The organism is Amycolatopsis sp. QT-25 (genome assembly GCF_029369745.1).
Lineage (GTDB): Bacteria > Actinomycetota > Actinomycetes > Mycobacteriales > Pseudonocardiaceae > Amycolatopsis.
Genome location: NZ_CP120210.1, coordinates 270649 through 291400 on the forward strand (window position 1 = coordinate 270649; position 20752 = coordinate 291400).

19 protein-coding genes are annotated in these 20752 nt (G+C 69.3%); 8 read left to right on the forward strand and 11 right to left on the reverse strand.

Annotated elements, in window-relative coordinates:
* The first annotated feature begins 32 nt into the window (after nucleotides 1-32).
* The 4 genes from P3102_RS01305 to P3102_RS01320 all read left to right on the forward strand — a co-directional run bounded on the left by P3102_RS01305 (nucleotide 33) and on the right by P3102_RS01320 (nucleotide 3903).
* Nucleotides 33-704, forward strand: coding sequence for a hypothetical protein (locus tag P3102_RS01305; protein ID WP_276365845.1), 672 nt, complete (start codon nucleotides 33-35; stop codon nucleotides 702-704).
* Nucleotides 705-791: 87 nt separating this feature from the next.
* Entirely contained in the window at nucleotides 792-1151 is a 360-nt protein-coding gene (locus tag P3102_RS01310; protein WP_276365847.1) for a hypothetical protein, read from the forward strand.
* A 59-nt stretch (nucleotides 1152-1210) separates the two neighbouring features.
* A complete protein-coding gene (locus P3102_RS01315; protein WP_276365848.1) occupies nucleotides 1211-2473 on the forward strand; it encodes an MFS transporter in 1263 nt (420 codons plus the stop codon).
* Nucleotides 2474-2727: 254 nt separating this feature from the next.
* On the forward strand, nucleotides 2728-3903 hold the full coding sequence (locus P3102_RS01320) for a GGDEF domain-containing protein (protein WP_276365850.1): 1176 nt from the start codon (nucleotides 2728-2730) through the stop codon (nucleotides 3901-3903).
* Between the two features lie 112 nt (nucleotides 3904-4015).
* Here the strand turns inward: P3102_RS01320 and P3102_RS01325 are convergent, their stop codons facing one another.
* From P3102_RS01325 to P3102_RS01350, 6 genes are all read right to left on the reverse strand, one after another.
* Nucleotides 4016-4537, reverse strand: coding sequence for a YbaB/EbfC family nucleoid-associated protein (locus tag P3102_RS01325; protein ID WP_276365851.1), 522 nt, complete (start codon nucleotides 4535-4537; stop codon nucleotides 4016-4018).
* The gene (locus P3102_RS01330) at nucleotides 4534-4863 is read right to left on the reverse strand and encodes a type VII secretion target (RefSeq protein WP_276365853.1); all 330 of its coding nucleotides are present in this window, start codon (nucleotides 4861-4863) and stop codon (nucleotides 4534-4536) included. The genes P3102_RS01325 and P3102_RS01330 overlap by 4 nt, the downstream gene beginning before the upstream one ends.
* A complete protein-coding gene (locus P3102_RS01335; protein ID WP_276365854.1) occupies nucleotides 4860-6926 on the reverse strand; it encodes a hypothetical protein in 2067 nt (688 codons plus the stop codon). The genes P3102_RS01330 and P3102_RS01335 overlap by 4 nt, the downstream gene beginning before the upstream one ends.
* A 12-nt stretch (nucleotides 6927-6938) precedes the next feature.
* Nucleotides 6939-7349 (reverse strand): hypothetical protein, encoded by a 411-nt coding sequence (locus P3102_RS01340; RefSeq protein WP_276365856.1) that lies wholly within the window; start codon nucleotides 7347-7349, stop codon nucleotides 6939-6941.
* A gap of 30 nt (nucleotides 7350-7379) precedes the next feature.
* The gene (locus P3102_RS01345) at nucleotides 7380-8231 is read right to left on the reverse strand and encodes an ESX secretion-associated protein EspG (protein WP_276365857.1); all 852 of its coding nucleotides are present in this window, start codon (nucleotides 8229-8231) and stop codon (nucleotides 7380-7382) included.
* Nucleotides 8232-8402: 171 nt separating this feature from the next.
* Nucleotides 8403-11366, reverse strand: a complete 2964-nt coding sequence (locus P3102_RS01350) for a LuxR family transcriptional regulator (protein WP_276365859.1) — start codon at nucleotides 11364-11366, stop codon at nucleotides 8403-8405.
* A gap of 472 nt (nucleotides 11367-11838) precedes the next feature.
* Here P3102_RS01350 and P3102_RS01355 point away from each other — a divergent pair, with 472 nt between their 5' ends.
* Nucleotides 11839-12942 (forward strand): S1 family peptidase, encoded by a 1104-nt coding sequence (locus P3102_RS01355; RefSeq protein WP_276365860.1) that lies wholly within the window; start codon nucleotides 11839-11841, stop codon nucleotides 12940-12942.
* Between the two features lie 104 nt (nucleotides 12943-13046).
* On the opposite strand, the gene P3102_RS01360 is transcribed toward P3102_RS01355, so the two are convergent.
* Both P3102_RS01360 and P3102_RS01365 read right to left on the reverse strand, forming a co-directional pair.
* Nucleotides 13047-13451 (reverse strand): SsgA family sporulation/cell division regulator, encoded by a 405-nt coding sequence (locus P3102_RS01360; protein WP_276365862.1) that lies wholly within the window; start codon nucleotides 13449-13451, stop codon nucleotides 13047-13049.
* A gap of 265 nt (nucleotides 13452-13716) precedes the next feature.
* The gene (locus P3102_RS01365) at nucleotides 13717-14190 is read right to left on the reverse strand and encodes an Lrp/AsnC family transcriptional regulator (RefSeq protein WP_276365864.1); all 474 of its coding nucleotides are present in this window, start codon (nucleotides 14188-14190) and stop codon (nucleotides 13717-13719) included.
* A gap of 358 nt (nucleotides 14191-14548) precedes the next feature.
* Here P3102_RS01365 and P3102_RS01370 point away from each other — a divergent pair, with 358 nt between their 5' ends.
* On the forward strand, nucleotides 14549-15547 hold the full coding sequence (locus P3102_RS01370) for a beta-ketoacyl-ACP synthase III (RefSeq protein WP_276365865.1): 999 nt from the start codon (nucleotides 14549-14551) through the stop codon (nucleotides 15545-15547).
* Here the strand turns inward: P3102_RS01370 and P3102_RS01375 are convergent.
* Nucleotides 15534-17018, reverse strand: coding sequence for an adenylate/guanylate cyclase domain-containing protein (locus tag P3102_RS01375; RefSeq protein ID WP_276371579.1), 1485 nt, complete (start codon nucleotides 17016-17018; stop codon nucleotides 15534-15536). The two genes, P3102_RS01370 and P3102_RS01375, sit on opposite strands and share 14 nt — an antisense overlap.
* Before the next feature lie 84 nt (nucleotides 17019-17102).
* Between P3102_RS01375 and P3102_RS01380 the strand changes: the two genes are divergently transcribed.
* The gene (locus P3102_RS01380; protein WP_276365867.1) at nucleotides 17103-17603 is read left to right on the forward strand and encodes an FBP domain-containing protein; all 501 of its coding nucleotides are present in this window, start codon (nucleotides 17103-17105) and stop codon (nucleotides 17601-17603) included.
* A 594-nt stretch (nucleotides 17604-18197) separates the two neighbouring features.
* On the opposite strand, the gene P3102_RS01385 is transcribed toward P3102_RS01380, so the two are convergent.
* Both P3102_RS01385 and P3102_RS01390 read right to left on the reverse strand, forming a co-directional pair.
* Nucleotides 18198-19025 (reverse strand): class I SAM-dependent methyltransferase, encoded by an 828-nt coding sequence (locus tag P3102_RS01385; protein WP_276365868.1) that lies wholly within the window; start codon nucleotides 19023-19025, stop codon nucleotides 18198-18200.
* Between the two features lie 181 nt (nucleotides 19026-19206).
* Nucleotides 19207-19899: a FadR/GntR family transcriptional regulator gene (locus P3102_RS01390; protein WP_276365870.1), complete on the reverse strand. Its 693-nt coding sequence runs from the start codon at nucleotides 19897-19899 to the stop codon at nucleotides 19207-19209.
* A 74-nt stretch (nucleotides 19900-19973) separates the two neighbouring features.
* Between P3102_RS01390 and P3102_RS01395 the strand changes: the two genes are divergently transcribed.
* The gene (locus P3102_RS01395; protein WP_276371580.1) at nucleotides 19974-20645 is read left to right on the forward strand and encodes a GNAT family N-acetyltransferase; all 672 of its coding nucleotides are present in this window, start codon (nucleotides 19974-19976) and stop codon (nucleotides 20643-20645) included.
* Nucleotides 20646-20752: the final 107 nt, after the last annotated feature.

Sequence of the window (20752 nt, forward strand, 5' to 3'; positions counted from 1 at the left end):
GTTACTTACGGCGGCGTCGGAAATGCACCACAATGCTCTCGTTCGTGATTCCCCTTCCGGAGGTCCCCATGCCGCGCGCCGCCCAGCGCCGTCCGTCGACCGACGCCGCGTTCTCCGCGCCCGTCGAGACCGTTGAACTCCTGGACCGGACGGGGATCATCGCGGCGAGCCTGCCGAAGCGGCGGCGCAGCCCGGAAAACGAACCGGAGCCCGAGCCGATGCCGGTGCGGCCCCCGGTCTGCGAACCGGTCGTGGACAAGGATCTCCGGCCCAAGGCCGTCGTCATCCACCGTCGCGCCCGGTCCTGGCTGGTCGGCGGAGCGGGGGTGGCGCTGCTCGTGCTCGGCTGGTTCGCCGGCACGTCCACCCTCGGGACGGTCGAGGACACCGCCTTGCCCGAGCCGCCACTGCCCGCCGTGGCGACCCAGCCACCGCCCGTCGCGCAGCCCGCGCCGCAGGCGGCCCCGGTGACCGTTTACGTCCCGGTCACCGTGAAACAGCAGGCGCCCGCGACGAAGAAGAAACCCGTCAAGGAACGGGTCGTGGCCCTGCCGCCCGCCGGGACCAAGCCGCCGGAGCAGCCGCGCTCCGACCTCGGATCGGGCGACAAGGCCACGGACGACCTCCGGAGCATGCTGGACCCCGTCGTGGCGAGTTCGCTGGCGATGCAGATGGCGCAGGGAATGCTGAGCTACGGCCGCTGACCCGCCGGCGCGGCGCCCTCGCCGGGATCGCCGTGCACGAGTCCGGTGCGGTGGACCACCCGCGGCGAGGACGGGGAAAGCACGCCCATGCCGGCAAGCACGTCGGCGCTCGTCGGCGCTCGTCGGCATGAGGACGCCATCCACGTCACGCCGGGAACGCCGGCCGCGCGGATCTTCGACGCGGAGCGTTCCGTTGAGCGGTACCACTGTTCGTACGGTCTCGACGCCCGGCAACGGGACACGTTGGCCGCGAACGGTCTCGTCTTCAGTGGATTCGACGGCGAGGGTGCCACGCGGATCGCGGAACCGCCGGAGCATCCGTTCTTCCTGCCGACGCTGTTCCAGCCGGAACTCGCCGGCGACGGGAACCGGCCCCCTCCGCTCGTCCAGACCTTCGCCTGCGCCGCGAATCTGACTATCCACAGTGGACTTCAACGGCGGTCGTGAGCCGGATGGCCGCTGACACAGCGGAAGTGATCGACTACCGTGAGCCAAGGGGAGGGCTCATGAAGAAGGGGGAGTTCGCTCGGAGCACCGGGTTCAAGGCCGCTTTCGCGGTCGGCGAGTTCCGTGCGTTGTGGGCGGCCGAGGCGTTTTCGCAGGCCGGTGACCAGCTGGCCAGGGTCGCGTTGTCGGTACTGGTCTGGGAAAGAACGGCGTCGGCGGGGCTGACGGGACTCACCTACGGATTGACGTATCTGCCGACGCTGATCGGTGGCACCCTGTTCGCCGGGCTGGCGGACCGGTATTCGCGGCGGACGGTGATGATCGTCTGCGACCTGCTGCGCGCGGCGACCGCGGCGTCGATGGCGGTTCCGGGGACGCCGTTGCCGGTGCTGGCCGGGCTGCTGGTGATCCTGACGATGGCGGGTGGTCCGTTCCGGGCGGCACAACTCGCGTTGCTCCCGGACGTCCTCGAAGGCGAGCGGTACGTCGCCGGGCTCGCGGTCCGCACGATCACCATCCAAACGGCACAGCTGGCCGGATTCGCCGGTGGCGGGCTGGTGATCGGGCTCGTGACGCCCTACTGCGGACTGGTGATCGACGCGGCGACCTTTGTGGTCTCGGCCCTGCTCGTGTCCACAGGGGTCCGTCGCCGGGGCCCCGCCACCGCGGAATCTTCGGTGAAAAGCCGGGTGGCGCGGGCTTTCAGTGGCGAAGGTGTCCGGGAACTGTGGCAGGGCAAGGGAATCCGGGTGCTGTTCGGGTTGAAGATGCTCGCCGGGTTCGCCATCGCGCCGGAAGGGCTCGCGGCGCCGCTCGCCGTCGGGCTCGGGGCGGGGAGTTTCGCGGTCGGCCTCATTCTCGCGGCGGATCCGGTGGGTTCGGTAATAGGATCGTGGATCTTCATGAAATGGGTTCCGGCGCGACGGAAAACGCGAATGGTCGGTATTCTCGCCATCGCATCCGTCGTTCCACTGGTCTTTGTCTTCTTTCGTCCGGCCCTGCCGGTCTGTCTCGCGTTGATCGGGCTCAGCGGTGCGTTCGCGGCGCCGTACCACCTGCAGGCCGTGGCGCTGATGGCGCGCGCGGTGCCGGACGGTGTCCGGGCGCAGGTGATGGGCCTGACCTCGACGAGTTTGGTGACCGTACAAGGAATCGGGATCATGCTCGCGGGCGGTCTCGCCCAGTTGACCGGTCCGTTCGTGGCCGTCGGGGTGGCCGCGACGGTCGCCGTCGTCTCGGCGGGCCCGATGGCGATGGCCTGGAAACGCACCATCGCCACCGGGCCCGAGGTATGGCTCCCGGCCGGGAGCCGAACCGGCTGAATCGGTGGGATCAGTCCTCGCGACCGTTCATGATGGTCCTCCCTCCCACTGCTCCATCTGTGTGTTCCGGAATTGACTCGAGCCACCCTCAGTACTACCTCGGATACATTGAATCGCGTACGGAAGGGGGACCGGTGACGATGATTATGGGGGATGAGGAACTCGTCGGAGAAGGGGCCGGTACGCGGCTGAGAACCTGGGTCCGAAACTGGGACCTATGGTCCGGACCACGGGGCGTGCCGACGGTTTTTCTTGTGGTGGAAGGACTTGCGGCGGCAGTCGCCGTAGTCGCCCTGCTCCGATCGAACTACGAGAGTACGGAATTCGTCCGCTTTGGAGCACTGCTCGGCCTGGCTTTCCTGCAGGCCGAGCTTTCGCGTTCGGTGGAACGGTTGCGGCGCACGCTTTGTGACCGGCCGCATATCAACATGACTTCGGTGTGGACGTTCGCGGGGGTGCTCGTCCTGCCGTCGGGGCTCGCGCTCGCCCTCGGGCTGCTCATCTACCTGCACCTTTGGCTCCGGGTGTGGCGGGGGATGAGCCACCGTCCGGCCTACCGCGTCGTGTACTGCGCGGCGGCGATCGTGCTCTCCTGCCTGGCTTCGGGCGCCATCGTCTCCGGATGGAACGGCCTGCCCGCCGGGTTCGCCGGTTCGCTGAAGATCGTCGAGGCGGCGGCCGTGTTCACCGTGGCCAACGCGTTCGTCGTGGCGCTTTCGGTGTACCTGCACACCGGAGGCCGGTCGCCGCGATCGCTGTTCGGCTCCGGCGACGACAACCTGCTGGAGGTCACCACCCTGGTGCTCGGGACCTCGACCGCGCTGGGCGTCGTGCACGCGCCCGCGCTCGTCCCGTTCGTCCTGCTGCCCGTGCTGGTGCTGCACCGCAGTGTGCTGGTGCGGCAACTGGAGATCGCGGCGAACATCGACGGCAAGACCGGCGTGCTGACCGCGCACGCGTGGCATGTGCTCGGCGAACGGGAGCTTTCGTCCGCGGCCAGGGCGAAGAGCAAGCTCGGGGTGCTGATGCTCGACCTCGACCACTTCAAGCAGGTCAACGACGTCTACGGGCATCTCGCGGGCGACGTCGTGCTCAAGGTCGTCGCGGAAACGATCTCGGAGCACGTGCGCGACTACGACTCCGTCGGGCGCTTCGGCGGCGAAGAGTTCGTCGTGCTGCTTCCCGGCGCGACGGAGACCGAGGTGATCCCCGTGGCCGAGCGGGTCCGGCAGGCGGTGATGGCGATCGAGGTCGAGGTCGCGACCGCTTCGGGGCCACGGGTCGTGCGCGGGCTTTCGGTGTCGATCGGCGTCGCGGTCTACCCGTCGGGCGGGACCGTGCTGGAGCGGCTGCTGCACGTCGCCGACTCCGCGCTCTACCAGGCGAAGAACAGCGGCCGGAACCGCGTCGTCTCGCTCGCGGCAGCCTGACGCAACGCCGAACTCGCGTGCTTGAGGGCGTAACTCGCGTGCTTGGGGGTGTAACTCGCGTGCTTGGGGGCGTAACTAGCGAGTTACGCCCCCAAGCACGCGTGAGCGGGTTCTACCAGGGTGAGTTTTCTTCGTCGTCCGGTGCTTCGTGGCGCTTCTCGCGAGGCGCCGGCGGCGGAGGCGGGGTGTCGGCGGGCGGCGCCGGGGGAGCGGGCGGCGCCGGAGGCTCTTCCTCTTCGATCTCGGGGAAGCGGCTGCGCAGGGTGCCGATCATCAGCGCCCTGGTCTCCTGGTCCTCGTCGCCGAGCGATTCCTGCATGACCTCGGCGACCTGGCCCGCGATCCCGGCCTGCGCCTGGTGCATGGTCTGGAGGATCTGCCGCGACAGTTCCTCCAGCGGATACGTCCTGGCCTTGTTCCCGAACTCGATGTCCGTCACGCCACCGTCCGCCCCGACGGTGATCTTGACGGCGCCGTCGGAGCTGGACGCGGTCAGCCGCAACTGCTCCGTCCGCTCTTGGGCGGCCGCGTAGCGCTGGGCCTTTTCTTCCAGCCCCGCGGCCCATCGGTCCATTCTGCGCTGGGCCTCGTCGGGGTCCAGCATGAGCTCGCCGAGCTCGTTCCCGCCGGTCACTTCTTTCCTCCGATGTCCAAGGCCTTGAAGTCCGCTTTGAACGGTTCCGCGTTGGTGGTGTCACCGTCTACATAGGACTTCGCGGCGGTGCGGACGTTGTCCGCCGTCGATTGGATGCCTTCCGCGGCGGCCTTGATCGTCTCCGCCGCGCGTTCGCCGGCCGGGTTGACGATCGGTGGCAGGAACGCGCACAGCAGGCCGTACGCGTCCGACGACATCGCCGAACCGGTCGCGCCGTGCGCGGTGTTCAGCCGGTCCACGAGCCCTTCGAGATGGCTCGCGTGCGCGGTCAGGTCGTCCGGGTCGACCTCGAACGAAGCCGTCACTTCCAGTCCTTGTTCTTCCAGTCGCCGATCACCGGCGGGGCCACGATCTCGTCGGCGGCGAAGAAGGACGGGTCGTCGGATTCGACGTAGTCGGCGACCTTGTGCTCCTTGTCCTCCTGGCCCTGTCCCTTGCCGGCACCGGGCGCCATACCGCCCATCGGCATGCCACCGGGGGCACCCGGCTTGCCGCCGGAACCGGCCGCACGGGCCGCGGCCGCCTCGGCGTCCATCGCGCCCGCGCCGACGGCGCCACCCATACCGAGCGAGCCCGTCGCCCGGCCGGCACCACCGAGACCGCCGGCACCACCGGCACTGCCGGGACCGCCGGGACCACTGCCGCCGGCGCCGGCACCGCCCGCGCCGGTCCCGCCACCGAAGCCGCCGGTGCCGCCGCTCGGGAGGTTCGGCATGCCGAGCTTGGGCGGGTTGTACGGCGTGCCCTTGTACGAGTTGCCGTCCGGGAACGTGGGGCCACCGAGCCGCTCACCGATGCCACCGGGCCGCGGCATCGGCGGGATGTTCGGCATGACCGGCTTCGGTCCACCGCCGGTGGGCCCGTTCGGGATGTTCGGCATGACCGGTTTCGGCCCGCCGCCGGTAGGCCCGTTCGGGATCGGGATGTTCGGCGGGGTGAACGGGAGACCGCCACCGGGGCGCGGCCCGCCGCCGCTCTCGGGGATGGGCATGTTCGGCGGGGTGAACGACGGCGGCGTGACGGACGGCGGTGTGTAGCCCGTGGTGCGCGTGCTGTCGTCGATCTTGGGCAGGTTCGGGAGGTGGGGCCCCGCCGACGCCGCGGGCCGGTGGCTTTCGCCACCGGTCGGCCCGTTCGGGAGGGCGATGTTGGGCATGGTCGGGTTGGAGCCGGGACCACCCCCACCGGGGAAGCCACCGCCCGGACCGCTGCCACCGGGACCACCGCCGCCGGGGAAGCCACCGCCGGGACCACCGCCGGGACCGCTGCCGCCAGGTCCGCCGTTCGGCGTGTTGAACGGCGACACGCTGCCGGGACCACCGGTTCCACCCTGGGTGGTCCCGTCCACCGAAGCGGCGATGGTCCCGTCGGAGCGCACATTGGACGGGCTGTGCCGCTGCGTGCCGTCGGCGCCTTCGGGAGCCATTCGATCGCGAAGCGTGTGGGCGGGTGAGCCCGCCCCACCGCCGGCGGGTGAGCCCTGCAATTGCCTGGTCGCCTGTGCCGTCGGCAGCTTCGGCGGGGCGGGGAACGCCGGGGTGGCGATCGCCGAGCCGACCGTGCCGTCGAAGTCGGTCATCACCTTCGCGGCCTGGTCCCGCGCGTCCTGCTGCTTCTTGAAGGTCGAGAGGTCCTTCCCGAGCTGCGCCATGTACAGGTGCGGGTCGGTGATCGTCTGCAGGTTGGCGTTGGCCTCCTGCACGCTGAACGCCACCGGCGGGTTCGCCGCCATCAGCTTCTGTGTCTCGTTGAGGGTCTGCGAGTGGATCTGCTGCTGCCGCCCGGTCAGCGTCGCGCCGTTCGCGGTCGAGCCGAGCCATTTGCCGACACCGGCGAGGTGCTCGCGGGCCGCGTCGCCGCCTTCGCCCTGCCAGTTGCCGGTGCTCGCGTTGATCGCTTTCGCCAGGTTGCGCTGGTGCGTGGCCAGGTCGTTGCCCGCCCGGATCCACTCTTCGGAGGTCTCGGCCACCGCGGCCGAATCGGCGTTGTCCGCGATCGCGGCCTGCATCTGCTCGTGGGTGGCGTTGGCCCACACCGTGGACGGCGGGGTGCCGGGGTTGCGAAGGTCCAGGTTCTTGTCGAGACCCTCGCGCGCCTTGTCCAGCTGACCTTCGTAGATCTTCTGCGTGAAGACGTCCTTGAAGCCGTTGAGCGCTTTGTCACCCCAGCCGAGGAGGTTGAACAGCAGGTCGGTCCCGGCCGCGGCCCCGGCCCGGATCTCGTCACCGGAGGCGGCCTCGTCGGCCAGCGGCCCGACGTAGTAAGCGGACGACGAGTCGGCCGTGATGTCGTAGAACGGGTCGTCCGGGTTGTAGTCGGGGGACTTCGGATCGGAGACCTTCGTGGTCTTCTCCGCGGCTTCGGTCACGGGTCTCTCCTCTTAGAACTCGGTGTCGATCCGCGTCAGATTGCGCTGGTTCTCGTCGTCGCGTTCCCGGTAGTTCCGCTTGGCGAGTTCGATCGCCTCGACGTAGGTCGGGAATTCGGCGCGGGCGGCCTCGAGCTGGGTGAGCAGGCCCTGCGCGTCCGTCGCGGTGCCGTGCATGTGCTGGGACACCCAGCGCGCGGTCGCGGTGGAACTCATCGGCGGCGTCTTCTGCAGCTTGGTCAGCGCGCTCCAGCGCTCTTCGAGACTGTCGATCACCCCTTGCAGTGACCGGATCATCTCCGCGCCGGTGCTCTCGTCGACGGCGAAACCGCCCTGTTTCGCCATGGCCTTCAGCTGCGCGCCCGCGAGCGTCTTCGCCGGGGCCCAGGCCGCCGGCTCCAGTTCTTGTGCTTCCTCGGTCAACGGAAGATCCTCTCGCCGGGTTCAGGAGGGTCAGTAGATGTCAGCGATGGCCGTCCGGATCGCGTTCGCCACGCCCGGCTGACTCGCCGGGTCGTAGTGACCGATCACGGCGCCGGAGGCTTCGTCGGTCTCCGTCCAGACCAGGTACCGGCCGTCCTCGGTGTCGAGCCAGCTCAGCGGCGTCGACCGGAGCCGTTCGCCGCGACGGCCGATCCCGCTCACGATGATGTGCCCGCCGCCGAGGCGGGTTCCGGACAGCACCTGCTCCAGGACGGCGACGTCGCTCTCGTCGTCGCGCGGGGAAGAGGACTCCGGCCGGGCGCGGACGACGCCGGTGAACTGGAGGTTGCCGAACGCGTCGGTCTCCTCCTCGTCGAACTCCGCCTCCGCCTGACGGCGCGCGGCCATCGCGGAGACGGCGCGCTCTTCCCGGTGCACGAGGGTGCGGCGGCCCGTCGACGCGGGGCGCATCCGTGGCAAGACCCCGGCGAGGACCTCGACCAGCTCTTCGTCCGCGAACAGCGCGAACTGCAGGAGGTCTTCCCCGTGGGCCTGGGTGATGCCGAGCGCCTGCCTGCCGTCGGTGAGGGTGAGGACGGCGATGTCCTGGCCGATGCCGTCGATCCCGTTGATCGAAACGGTGATCCGGTGGTTCGCGAGCAACGCGAACGCGGTGCGGACGGCCTGGTTCAGCTCACCGTTGACCGACAGGCGGCGCTGTTCGAGATCGGTGTAGACCTTCCGGATGACGGCGGCGTACCGCGCCGGGTCGATCGAAGTGTTGCGGACGCGCAACGGAAACAGGCGGACATCGACGCCCAGAGCCTGCCCGACCACGGTCGCCTCAACCGTCCCCAGCGCGAAATCGGCTCGTTCAGCCATGCTTCTGCGCTACTCCCTCGCGGGCGCCGGGCCCCGACTTTGTTGATGGCGAAAACAAACTAGCACAGCGCATGACTGTACGGAACCATACGAACACCGGTGAACCCGATGGAATGGATCACAGTGCCCGAATGGGCACTTTTCTTGCCCTTAAAGGAATAGCGACCGAAGTCAGCGGTCGGCCGTCGCGGGTGCGTAAGTCGTCATCCGACGGGCCACGTCCGTCCGCGAACGGGCACCGAGTTTGCGCAGCACCTTGGCGACGTGCTGTTCCACCGTACGCGGCGAAAGGAACAAACCGTCCGCGATTTCCCGATTCGTGCGCCCGTCGGAAAGCATGCGCGCCACCTCGAGCTCACGGGGCGAGAGTTCCTGGCCGTAGCCACGCCGTCCGCGCTGCGAAGGCGCCCACGCACCGTGCTCCCGCAGCAGGTGGCGGCAGCGGCCGGCGTCCCTGGTCGCACCGAGCCGCTCGTAGGCCTCCGCGGCCGCCGTGAGCTCCTCGATGGCCTTGCGGTCGCCGGCGGTCGGTTGACCGGCGGCGAGCCGGTCCGCGGTGAGCCGACCGGCGTTGAGCCGGCACAGCGCCGCCCGCTCCCGGGCGCCGATGGCCTGGTACGGCATCGGCAGTGCTTCGTAGCCCGCCGCCGCTTCGTCGAAAACCGTTGCCGCGGCGGGATGTTTGCCGCGCGCGTCGAGCAGGATCGCCTGGCCGGCGAGCAGCGCGACCCGGGAGACCGGTGAGTCCTTGCCCTCGCTGCCGCGGGCGAATTCCTCGACCACGGCGTCCGCCTCCGACCAGCGTCCGGCCCGCGTGTAGGCCTCGGCCGCGGCGGGCACCAGCGCCGCCGCCCACACCCAGACACCCTTGCGCCGGGCCGCCGCGACGGCGTTGTCGGCCGCCGCGCACGCGCCGTCGACATCGTCCGTCGCGAGGAGCACGCGGACGAGGACCCCGGCCGCCGAAAGGACGACGGGAATCGGCCCGTGTTCCGGGGCGTGCACGCTCGCCGCGGTCAAATGGCGTTGCGCGGCGGCGAATTCGCCACGAACGGCGGCCAGCCCGCCGAGGACGAGCGAGCACTCCATGACGATCGGGCCGAGGTCGGGATGGGTGTCGCGGAGCTGTTCGGCGGTCTCCGCGAGCCCGGACCAGTCGCCGCGTACCCAGTCGAGCCGGACCCGGGTGCCCTGCGCGAGCCCGGCGGCGTAGAGCGCGCCGGCGTCGGTCGCGCGCCGGATCCCTTCCGTGACCAGCTTTTCCGCCCTGACCAGATGCCCCGCCCAGGACTGCGCGTCGGCGAGGTTGCACCACAGCCGCGCCAGTTGCACCCGTTCGGCGACCCCGTCGACCACGTTGCCCTGTTCCGCCAGTTCGGTGAACTCGGTCCAGGCCGATCCGTCACCGATATGCGCCTGGGTGGAGATCCGATCACCGAGGAGCGCGAGCCGCAGTTCCGGGTCTTCGATCCGGTCGAAGGCCTCGCGGGCCCGGTCCATCCAGACCTCGTGCCAGGACAACGGCGTCAGCCCGTCGATCGGCTGGGCGAGCAGGTTGATCCCGCGGGCGGCCAGTTCCGGCTCGTCGGCCAGTTCGGCGATCGCCTTCTCCACCTCGACCCGGCCCTGCGCAAGCCGTCCGATGGTGCGGACGAGCAGCATCCCGAGGCTGAGCCGGATCGTTCCGCGCACGCTGGGCCGCAGGTCGGTGAGGTCTTCGAGGATCCGTTCCAGGGTCTCGACGACGTCCGGGCGGAAGCCGCGCAGCGCGACCTGACTGAGTTTCGTGGCCAGCCGGGCGATGTCGTCCTCACCGAGGCCCGCCTCGGCCAGTACGGATTGGAGCAGGTCGATCGCGCGTGACGTGTCGCCGTGGGCGATGGCCTCGTCGGCGGCGGCTTCCGCGTAGTGGCGCCATTGTTCGGTCCGCCCCGCCGCGCGCGAGTGGTTCGCCAGCAAGGTCAGCGGCGGCACCGGCTGACCGGTGAGCACCTGGATCGCACGCGAATGCAACAGCGTCCGCTCCGGACCGCTTATCGTGTCGTAGACGGCCTTGCGAGCCAACGGATGCCGGAAGCCGTAGCGGTCGCCACCGAGTTCTCCGAGGACACCTCCGTCCAAAGTGGACAACAGGGCCGAGCGGAGCGTTTCGCCGTCGAGGCAGGCGAGCCCGCCGATCACCGCGGGCTCGGACGGGACGGCGAGCACGGCCGCCGCGCGGGCCAGCCGGACGGCGGGTTCGGGCAGCGCGTCGAGCCGCTCGGTGATGGCTTCGCGCAGGGAGATGGGCACTTCGAGGCTTTCCAGCAACCGGTCCGAGAGCACCTCGCCGATCGGCAGCCGTCCGGCGGCGTCCCGCAGCGCCCGCAGGGTCTCCTCGACCACGAACGGGATCCCGGCGGTGCTCTCGTGGAGTCTCGCGGTGAACGGCGCGGAAACCCTCGGCAGGTCCAGTAGTTCTTCCGCCAGCTTCCCGACCGCCTCGACGTCGAGCGGGCCCAGTGTCACCCTGGCGGTCTGGACGTTCGCCCGCGTGCGGAACGGGATGCCGGCACCGTGCCCGGAAGGGGAACCGGTCCGATAGGCCGCTACGACGGCCAGTTCGGCGGGCATGGCCGCGGTGAGGAACCGCATGAGGTCACGGGTGTCTTCGTCGGCCCACTGGAGGTCGTCGATCAGGACGAGCGCGGGCCCGCAGGCGATCAGGAGCTCCCGGACGGCGCGGAACTGACGGTGCCGTTCGGCGCACGGGTCGGCGAGTGGTTCCGGCCGGGGAGGAAGGCTTTCCGCGAGTTCGGGCAGCAAGGGTCTCAACACCCCGGCGACCGGGCTGAGCGGGCCGAGCGGCCGGTCACCCACCGAACGCAGCGCTTCGAGCACCGGCCCGAACGGGAACGGCTCGCGCATCTGCTGGCAGGCACCCGAAAGCACCCGGCCGGACGCGAACTCGCGGCGTCCGGCCAGCTCTTCGAGCAACCTGCTGCGGCCCATCCCGGGTTCGCCTTCGATCAGCACGGCGGCGGGACGGCGCAGCAGGATCTTCACTATCGCCGAGACCTCGACGTCGCGGCCCACGAGTGCCGTCGATCCGGCGCGGACCGAAACCGAGGTCGGGCGAGGGGTGGCAAGCCACATCATGCGCTCCTCGGTGGGGAGTTCCCGCTGAGCCCGACACGATCTTGTGCGTTGTCCTGCGGAGCCTAAGCACTGCCTACCCGGTCGTAAACCACCCAACACGGACACCAAGGGCACCCTGTGCGGCCCTTCGGGGACGCACCGTCACCGGCAGGCTGACGGATCGCCGGTGAAAAAATCACCGGACACCCGAAACATCGGCGATCCACCCGATTCAGCGAGTCATCCCACGTTCAGGGGGTGACGGTGACTACGCAAGGTATTCGCTCGAAACCCTACTTACGGACGTGTCCGTCCGAGTGCCCGCGGTAGGTGGCCGCCCGTGGAGCAGGGAATTCGGCTTTCGAAGAATGGGTATACCTATCCGGCGCCGACCCGGATTGCGGCCTTCGGCGGACTCCAGAACCCTCACCCATCAGGGGAGGGCCATCGCATGGCGAACCGGAGCCGTGCGTGATGACGAGGGAGAAGCATGAAGATCACGAAGCTCCTCGGTGTGGCCGCCACGGCAGCACTGGCCACCGGCGCGCTCGTCACGGGTACCCCCGCGGCGGCGTCCTCACCATCTTCGGACACTCTGCTCAACCAGGAAATGGTTCCCGCCCTGCAACGGGACCTCGGCCTGACCGCCGGCCAGGCACTCGCCAGGATCCAGAGCGAGACCGCCGCCGGCACGCTCGAACAGTCGCTCGCCTCGACGCTCGCCGGCAGCTTCGGCGGCGCCAGCTACAACGAAGCCACCGGCAAGCTCCGTGTCGGCGTCACGGACGCGGCGAAGCTGGGTCAGGTCCTCGCCAGCGGTGCGGAAGCGGAACTCGTGCGCTTCTCGGCCGCCCAGCTTGATTCCACTGTGGACAAACTGAACGCGGGTGAGCGCGCGGCGGACGGCGCGATCACCGGCTGGGGCGTCGACACCAGGACCAACCGCGTGACGGTGAACGTCCTGCCGGGCAAGAGCGGCGTCGTCGACTCCTACCTGGAGAAGACCAAGGTGGACAAGACCGCCGTCGCGGTGGTCGAGACCGCCTCGGTGCCGACCCTGAAGTACGACGTCCGCGGCGGTGACGCCTACTACATCGACAATTCTTCACGCTGCTCGATCGGCTTCTCGGTCGGCGGCGGCTTCCTCACCGCCGGGCACTGCGGCCCGGGCACGGTGACCGGCTCCAACCGGGTCGCGATGGGCTCGTTCGCCCGCGCCAGCTTCCCCGGCAACGACTACGGTCACGTCCGGGTCAACAGCAACTGGGTGCCGCGCGGCGTCATCAACAACGGCACCCGCGTGAGCGGTTCGACCGTGGCGGCCACCGGTGCCTCGGTCTGCAAATCGGGTTCGACCACCGGCTGGACCTGCGGCACGGTCGGCGCCAAGAATCAGACCGTCCGCTACGCCGAAGGCGCGGTCTACGGCATGACCGCCACCAACGTGCGTTCGCAGGCGGGTGACTCCGGCGGCTCGTTCATCGCGGGCAACCAGGCACAGGGCATGCTGTCCGGCGGCAACAGCTCGGTGACGTACTTCTTCCCGGTCCGGCCGGCGTTGTCCGCGACCGGGACCTCCCTGGTCCTCGGCTGACCTTCGGTCCGGGCCGTCCCAGGAGCAGGAACACAGGACGAAGGGCGGACCGAGTGCCTCCAGTGCACTCGGGCCGCCCTTCGTCTTCGTACCGCGGGAAAGTGTCAGACGTTGCTGATCTCCTCGATCAGCGCTTCGACGTCGAAGTGCTCGCTCTCGGCGCCGAGCGGGACCAGCTCGTAGGTGGACTCGAGGAAGGCCTCGACGTCCTCACGCTCGAGCTCGAACGACGCGTAGCCGTCCGGTGACTCGATTTCGAGCGTCAGCAGCGACTCGTCCTCGGAGAGGTCGGGGCGGACGCGGACGTCGCCGAGCCCGGCGGGGTCGGTGAGACCGGTGACGAGCAGTTCCCGCGCGAAGGTCCACTCGACCCACCGGCCGCGCTCGGTCCGGAACGACACGGTCACCGCGAACGGTTCGCCGGCGAGGAAGGACAGGCGGGAGAGAACGGGCGTGCTGCTGTTGTTCAGCAGAACGAACTGGCTCTGGTGAATTGCGTCGGTGTGCACGGCCACTCCTCGGTGCTCGTGGTTCGCGCGGCGCGAACTTTTCGTCTCGGGGAGGAGATGCCCTGGCGAACGCCTGATGACGCGACCGCGCCGACGTTCACGCTATCGGCTGCATCTGTCCATAGTGGTGTAACGCCGGGCACAGACCCTCGCGTTCGGGTCGATACTCCTGGTGGCGAGACCGGGAAATCCTTTTTGGACGCGAAAATCGAAGGACGCTTCCTCGCAGGCGACGTGGGAAAGTCCCTTCCGCTCCACGTGGTTCTCACAGCTCCAGCGGCAGCGACAATCCCGTTTTGACCCGGTCCATCGCCACCGACGTCGTGAAGTGCCGGACGTTCGGGTTGTCGAAGAACATCCGCCGCGTGAACGCCTCGAAATCCGCCATGTCCCGGCAGGTCACCACGAGCACGAAGTCCGCGTTGCCGGTGACGTAGTAGCACTGCTGGACGTTGTCGTCCGAGAGCACCTGCCGCCGGAACCCGTCGAGCACCGCGAGGCTCTCCCGTTCCATCTCGACCATCACCACGAACGTCATCGACAGCCCGAGCGCCCGCGGCGACAGCACCGCCACCTCGCGTTCGATCACCCCGGTCTCGCGCAGCCGTTTGATCCGCCGCTGCACGGCCGCCGCCGACAGGCCCACCTTCGCGCCGATGGTCTCGGCGATCGTGCGGGCGTCGGACTGCAAGCAGGCGAGGATGGCGACGTCCAGGCTGTCGAGGTCGGGTGTGTGCACCAGGTCAGGCTAACCGGGGGGCTCCTCCGGGCGCCTGATCTTCGGCCGTGCCGCCACGCGGTGTGGATCACCCATCGGAGGCTCGCGTTCGAGGGGTCAGCGGGGTTCTCCGGCCACGGACCGTGGCGTCCGCACTGCTGGATTCGCCCGGTCGGGTGCCGAGGTGGCACGGGTGGCCCGTGTGCCCTGTCACCCATCCTGCCTGCTCGGTCGCGGTCGAAGCAGGTGAAGCACGGCGCGGCGGGAAAAACCGGGAATTCTTTGAATTGTGACCCGGAACACAACTGGCGGGTCTACTGAATGGTAGCGCTTACAAGTGAATGGCAGACCTCTCATTTCCCCGCGGAAGGATTTCTTGGTGCCCTCATCTCAGGTGGCCGTTCTCGCCGGTCTCGGCTCTTGGCTGCCGCCGCGCGTGGTGGGCAACGAGGAGATCGCCCAGCGGCTGGACACCTCCGATGAGTGGATCCGCTCGCGGACCGGCATCGCCGAACGCCGCGTCGTCGACCCCGGAACGTCCACTGTGGACCTCGCGGTCGAGGCGGGACGCCGGGCGCTGGCCTCGGCGGGGGAAGGCGGCGCGGACGCGGTCGTGCTCGCGACGTCCACGGCCGATCAGCTGTGCCCGGCCAGCGCGCCGCAGGTCGCGACCGAACTCGGGCTGAACGGCGTCGCCGCCTTCGACGTCAACGCCGTGTGCAGCGGGTTCATCTACGGGCTCGCCACCGGCGCCGGGCTGATCGCCGCCGGCATCGCGCGGCGTGTGCTGGTGATCGGTGCCGACGTCTTCACCTCGCTCGTCGACCCGGAAGACCGCGGCACGGTGCCGATCTTCGGCGACGGCGCGGGCGCGGTCCTGCTGCGTGCGGGCGACGCCGACGAGCTCGGCGCGCTCGGCCCGTTCGACCTGCACAGCGAAGGCGAGCTCGCCGAGCTGCTCTGGGTCGAGGCGGGCGGTTCGAAGAACCGTCGTTCGGACGACCCGCGTGACCACTATCTGGTGATGCGAGGCCAGACCGTCTTCCGGCACGCCTGTGCCCGGATGGCCGAATCGGCACGCGCCGTACTGGCGTCCGCGGGCTGGATGGTCGGCGACATCGACCGGTTCGTCGGGCACCAGGCGAACATCCGGATCCTGCAGACCTGCGCGAAACAGCTCGGCCTCGCCGAAGACGTGATGGTGTCCAACATCGAGAAGGTGGGCAACACGAGCGCCGCGTCGATCCCGATCGCGTTGGCCGACTCGGTCAAGGACGGGACGCTCCAGCCGGGGCACCGCGTCGTGATGGGGGCCTTCGGCGCCGGGCTCACCTGGGGTTCGACGCTGCTGCGCTGGCCGGACGTCATTCCGGGCTGAGCACGCTCACCTCCCAGGCGGACGTCGGCTCCCGGCGCCCGCGCAGCTCGAGTTCCGCATACGGCTCCCAGTGCGTGCGCTCGCTTTCCAGCGCCGCCTTGAGCACCCCCTCGCTCGCCAGGACCCGGCCGTCGGCGGCTTTCGCGTACTCGGTCAGGCGCGCGGCCTCGTTCACCGCGTCACCGATGACGGTGTACTCGAACCGGCTGCTGGTGCCCAGCTGACCGGCGAAGACCCGCCCGCTCGCGACGCCGATGCCGAGGTCCAGCTCGCCGGTCTCCCGGACGGCGTCCCGGATCGCCCGCGCGGCCGACAGCGCCGCCGTCGGCGCGTCCGCGAGCCGCGTCGGGGCGCCGAAGACGCAGAGCGCGGCGTCACCCTGGAACTTGTTGACCAGCCCGCCCCGCGCCCCGACCGCGTTCACCACGCCGGCGAAGAACCGGTTGAGCATCTTGACCAGGTCCTCCGGCGGGGTGCGGCTCGCCAAGGCCGTCGAATCGACGACGTCGACGAACAGGGCCGTCACCTCACGCACGTCACCGGAAAGGGAGGCGCCGTACTCGAGCGCGTGCCGCGCGACCTCGTCCCCGACATGCCTGCCGAACAGATCCCGCATCCGCTCCTGCTCACGGAGCCCGGCGGCCAAGTCGTTGACGGAGGACTGCAACAGGCCGATCTCGCTGGAGTCGTCGACGTCGACCACGATGTCCTTGTTGCCGCGCGCGATCTCGTCGAGCGCCATCCGCAGCCGGTGCAACGGCGTCGCGACGGCCTTCGCGAGCAACCCCGTCCCGATCGCGCCGACGCCCAGCCCGATCGCCGAAAGCAGGATCAAGCTCGCGACGTGGTCGCCCTGGCCGAGGTCCGGCGGGGCGGCCACCAGCAGCACCCCGAGGAACGGCACCCCGCTCGCCAGCGCCCAGGTGACGACCACCCTGGTGCGCACGGTGACCCGGAGCGTCCCCTTCGGCGGGGTCACCTTGAGCGCGATCGTCATCACCGGCCGGGCGACCCATTCCGCGGCGAGATAGGTGAGGCCGACCGTGGTCAGCCCGCCGAGCCCGATGACCAGCGCCATCCCGAGCGCGTCCAGCCAGGACCCGAGCACCCGCGCGAGCGCGCCGAGCACGATCGTGCCGATCAGCCAGAGTGTCCCGCTCACGATCCCCATGTCGACCGGGAGCCGCAGCGCCCGCTCGGCCTCGGCCCTCGTCGGCGGGCGGCCGAAGACGAACCAGACCGCCGTGCGCCGCTGGAGCCAAGCCGTCCACACGGTGCCGACCACCAGCGACAGCACCACGATGCCGGCCGCGGTGACCCCGAGGATCCAGCCACGGTCACCGACCTCGCTCGGCAGGCCCTGCACCAGCAGCAGCAACGCCACGACACCGGCACCGCACACACTGGACCCGACGCCGAGCGCGGCGAACCCCAGACTGGTCCTGAGCACCAGCCGGAACCGGCTCGACATCGTCTTCCCACGCACCCGGTGATCGTATGACCTCCGGCGGAAAACGGTTCGCCAGTTCTCGCGTGCGCTGGCTACCGTGCCGGTATGGAACCGCTGGGCCAGGACGAGATCAGGGCGTCTTTCGTGAACTGCACGCGTGGTGAGGCCAAGGGCGTCACGCTACCCGCCCGGCCCGAGGAAATTCCCTGGGAGAACAGGGAATTCCTGGGTTGGCGCGATCCGAAGGCCGCTTCCCGGGCGTATCTCGTGCTGCCGTACGGCGGGGAAATCGTCGGACTGTCCCTTCGCGCCGCACCCCGGCCGAAGGGCCGTGTCCTGCTGAGCAACATGTGCGGCCTGTGCACGACGACACATCCGCTGTCCGACATCGCGCTGTTCTCCGGCCGCCGCGCCGGGAAGCTCGGGCGCGAAGGCAACACGCTCGGCATCTACGCGTGCGCGAACCTCGCGTGCAGCCAGTACGTCCGCGGCGAACTGAAGCCGGACGTGCCGCAGCCGTTCGAGTCCTTGACGCTGGAGGAGCGGGTGTCCCGGCTGGAGGACAAACTGCACGGGTTCGTCGAGCGGGTGCTCCAGTCACGCTGACCGGCTCGTACCGTCCGGCCGGGACCTCACCTGGTTCCGCGGGCGGTCGGGTCCGGCTGGATCCACGAGACCTGCGTGTCAGCCGGTCACCCTGGGTTCCACAAAGGACGCGGCTGAATGCCCACTCGATGCCTATATGCGGTTTCGTTAGTGGGCACAAGTGGTCAGTGTCGTGCTAACGCAATGCCATGCAGCTTGATCTTACTCCTGTCGTTGCCGACGTGACTTGGGCGGCGTGATCAAAAGGGTTATCGAGGAGTAAGGCAGGTGTCCTGTGGGTGACTTCGAAGCCTGACGCTGGCGTCACAGCCGTCCCACTGTCACCAGGGAGTACATCTGAGGGTGGCGAAGGCTCCTTCCCTGCCTTCAGAGTGGCAGGAGGCCTCCACGACCAGCAACAGTCAACAATGGACACCATGAGCTGAGGAGCGCGAGCTGTCGCTCACCGACAAGAAGCGCAGTTCAACGGGGTGACCCACTCAAGCTGCGTGGCCTTCCGTTGGAACGCCCCTAACCCTCACGAATCCCTCGGGAGATGGCGCAAATCGCGCACCCTCCCGTGCGGAAACTGTCCCTTGTGGACACTCAACCCCGTCACGAGGCTTTGCCGAACCTGAACCGCAGGATCCGCCCCATTTTCTTGAACGCCGGGAACAACCCCACGAGCCACAACTGTGCCCGCATCGGCCCGGAGATCCGCTCCTTCACCTCGGGCGTCGCGTAATCCGTCGCGTCGAGTTTCGAGACCAGCGTCAGCCCGAGCCGTTCCAGTTCGGAGATCTCGTCTATGCCCCAGTGCAGCGTCGCCTTGGCCTTGCGAACCACCGGATTCAGCTTCTGCAGTTTGATCCCCAGCCTGCTGAACGTGTCGAAGACCATTTCGCCGCCCTGGGGGAAGTGCGCGATCAGCCGCCGCAGCAATTCCTCGCCTTCGGACGGGCGCAGGTACATCGTCAGCCCTTCCGCGATCACCAGACCGGGTTTGTCCGACGGGATCTCGTCGACCCAGCCGAAGTCCGTCACGGACGAGCCGATGGTCCGGTATCCGTCCCGTTCGGGGTAGATCCGGGCGCGCAGGTCGACGACCTCGGGATAGTCGACATCGAACCAGCGAACCGAGGGCGGCGGGTCGACGCGGTACACGCGGCTGTCCATGCCGCAGCCGAGCTGGACGACGGTCGCGTCCGGGTGTTCCTTCAGGAACTCCGAGGCCCAGTCGTCCATCGGCTTGGCCCGCATCGCGACGGTCAAGCCCATGTCGGCGGTGACGCCCAGTGAACCGAAGTCGTAGTCGATCTGCTTGACGGCCTCGTCGGCGGCCTTGTCGCCGAGGATCGGCCGGACGCCGCGGGCGTCGAGCGCCCGGCCGTACAGCGTGGCCAGCATAGTCGCCTTCTCTTCGGTGAACCGGACCCGCTCCATCGCACACCCCCGTCAGAAGTTTCACAAACTTCTGAAAATAATACTCGTGAAAAGCCGGTCGCGCCATCAAGGTGCCTACGGCAGTGGCTTGAATCGCAGGTTCGTAAAGGAAGGGGCCTTTCAGCTCGCCCCGGGTGCCGCAATCCTCACGACCCAGGCACGCCACTTCGCGTTCCGAAGGTCAATCCCTGGCCGTGTAGTCGTGGACGTAGGTCTTGGCGTCGAGCAGATGCCGCAAGGTGATCTCCCGCGCGGCCGCGGCGTCCGAACGGCGGATCGCCTCGAGGATCGCGCGATGCTCGTCGACGGCCTTCCGGATCTGCCCCGGAAGCCGCAGCGCCGCGCGCCGCTCCTCACCGACCAGCGAGAGCACCGAACGCAGCAGATCGGTGACGTCGTCGTTGCCGGCGTTGCCCGCGATCACCCGGTGGAATTCGGCGTCGGCCGCGATCACGCGCAACATGTCGCCGTCGGCCGCGGCCTGGTCCATCTCGTCGACGGTGCTTTCCAGCCGGGCGAGCACCCGCGGCGTGTGCTCGAGCGCGAGCCGCTCGGCCAGCGTCGGCTCGACGGTGGTCCGCAGGTCGAACAGCTTCTCGACCAGTTGCTCGTGCTCGGAGAACCAGCCGCGCAGGGGTTGTTCGTCGATCTTCTCGCGGACATACGTGCCCGAACCGGGCCGCACCTGCACGTAACCGATGGAATCCAGCACCCGCAACGCCTGCCGCAGCGAACCGCGGCTGATCCCGAGCTGTTCGCAGAGCGTGCGTTCGGCGGGCAACCTCGACCCGGCGGGGAGCCTGCCCGAATCGATCATCGTGCGCAGATGATCGACGGTCGCACTCCACACCTGTTCGCGCTCGTCCTCGGCCACGCCGCCATCCTCGCAGGTTCGCGCGCTCGCCCGGGACTGTCGGTGGGCGATGCCATCATCGAACGATGACTGGGGTGGCAGGATTGATCAAGGCCTGGGTGCACGGCTGGGCGCTTTCCCGCGGCGTCGGGATTCCGGTGGCCGAACCGGACGGTTACCGGCTCGACGTCGGGCGTCCCGGGCATCGCGTGAGATACGTGCTGGAGGACGCCGGGTCGGTCGCGCGCCGGGCCCGTTCGCTGACCGAACCGGGAACGTGGCTCAAGGTGAGCGGCTCGCGGGACGAGGTGGCGAAGACGGTGCCGCCGGAATGGGAGGTCGGCCCGCCGGAGTACCTGATGAGTGCCCCGCTCGCGTTGCGGCCGGTCATGGCCGCGCCCGAGCCGTACCGGGCGGAACTGGTCGGCGACGGCGTGGTCACCGACGTGGTGGTGCGCGCGCCCGACGGTTCGCGCGCCGCCACCGGCCGGGTCGCGATCGCCGGCGGCACGGCGGTGATCGATCAGGTCGTGACGGAGCCCGAGCACCAGCGGCGAGGGCTGGGCAGATTCGTCATGCGCCGGCTCGACGAGGTGGCGGTTTCGGCCGGGGCGGAGCGTGCCGTCCTGGTCGCGACGGAAGAGGGACGGGCGCTGTATCTCGCGCTCGGCTGGACGGTCGCCGGGGAGATCACCGCGGCTCATCTGCCGGAAGGAAACCGAACCGGTGGCGGTGCGCCGTCACCGGGACGAGCGCTCGTCGAGTGAGGTCGGCCCGCAGTCCGGGGTCAAGACCGGGCAGAACGGTGTGCGCTTCGGCACCCGAACCGAGTCGGACGTCCGCAAGGCGACGAAACCGCGTCTTCGCCCCGAAC

Excerpts from the sequence above, each read along its gene's own strand:
- P3102_RS01305 (WP_276365845.1), top strand. The coding sequence starts at position 33 with ATGCTCTCGTTCGTGATTCCCCTTCCGGAGGTCCCCATGCCGCGCGCC.
- P3102_RS01310 (WP_276365847.1), top strand. The coding sequence starts at position 792 with ATGCCGGCAAGCACGTCGGCGCTCGTCGGCGCTCGTCGGCATGAGGAC.
- P3102_RS01315 (WP_276365848.1), top strand. The coding sequence starts at position 1,211 with ATGAAGAAGGGGGAGTTCGCTCGGAGCACCGGGTTCAAGGCCGCTTTC.
- P3102_RS01345 (WP_276365857.1), bottom strand. The coding sequence starts at position 8,231 with ATGGCTGAACGAGCCGATTTCGCGCTGGGGACGGTTGAGGCGACCGTG.
- P3102_RS01350 (WP_276365859.1), bottom strand. The coding sequence starts at position 11,366 with ATGTGGCTTGCCACCCCTCGCCCGACCTCGGTTTCGGTCCGCGCCGGA.
- P3102_RS01355 (WP_276365860.1), top strand. The coding sequence starts at position 11,839 with ATGAAGATCACGAAGCTCCTCGGTGTGGCCGCCACGGCAGCACTGGCC.
- P3102_RS01375 (WP_276371579.1), bottom strand. The coding sequence starts at position 17,018 with ATGTCGAGCCGGTTCCGGCTGGTGCTCAGGACCAGTCTGGGGTTCGCC.
- P3102_RS01380 (WP_276365867.1), top strand. The coding sequence starts at position 17,103 with ATGGAACCGCTGGGCCAGGACGAGATCAGGGCGTCTTTCGTGAACTGC.
- P3102_RS01385 (WP_276365868.1), bottom strand. The coding sequence starts at position 19,025 with ATGGAGCGGGTCCGGTTCACCGAAGAGAAGGCGACTATGCTGGCCACG.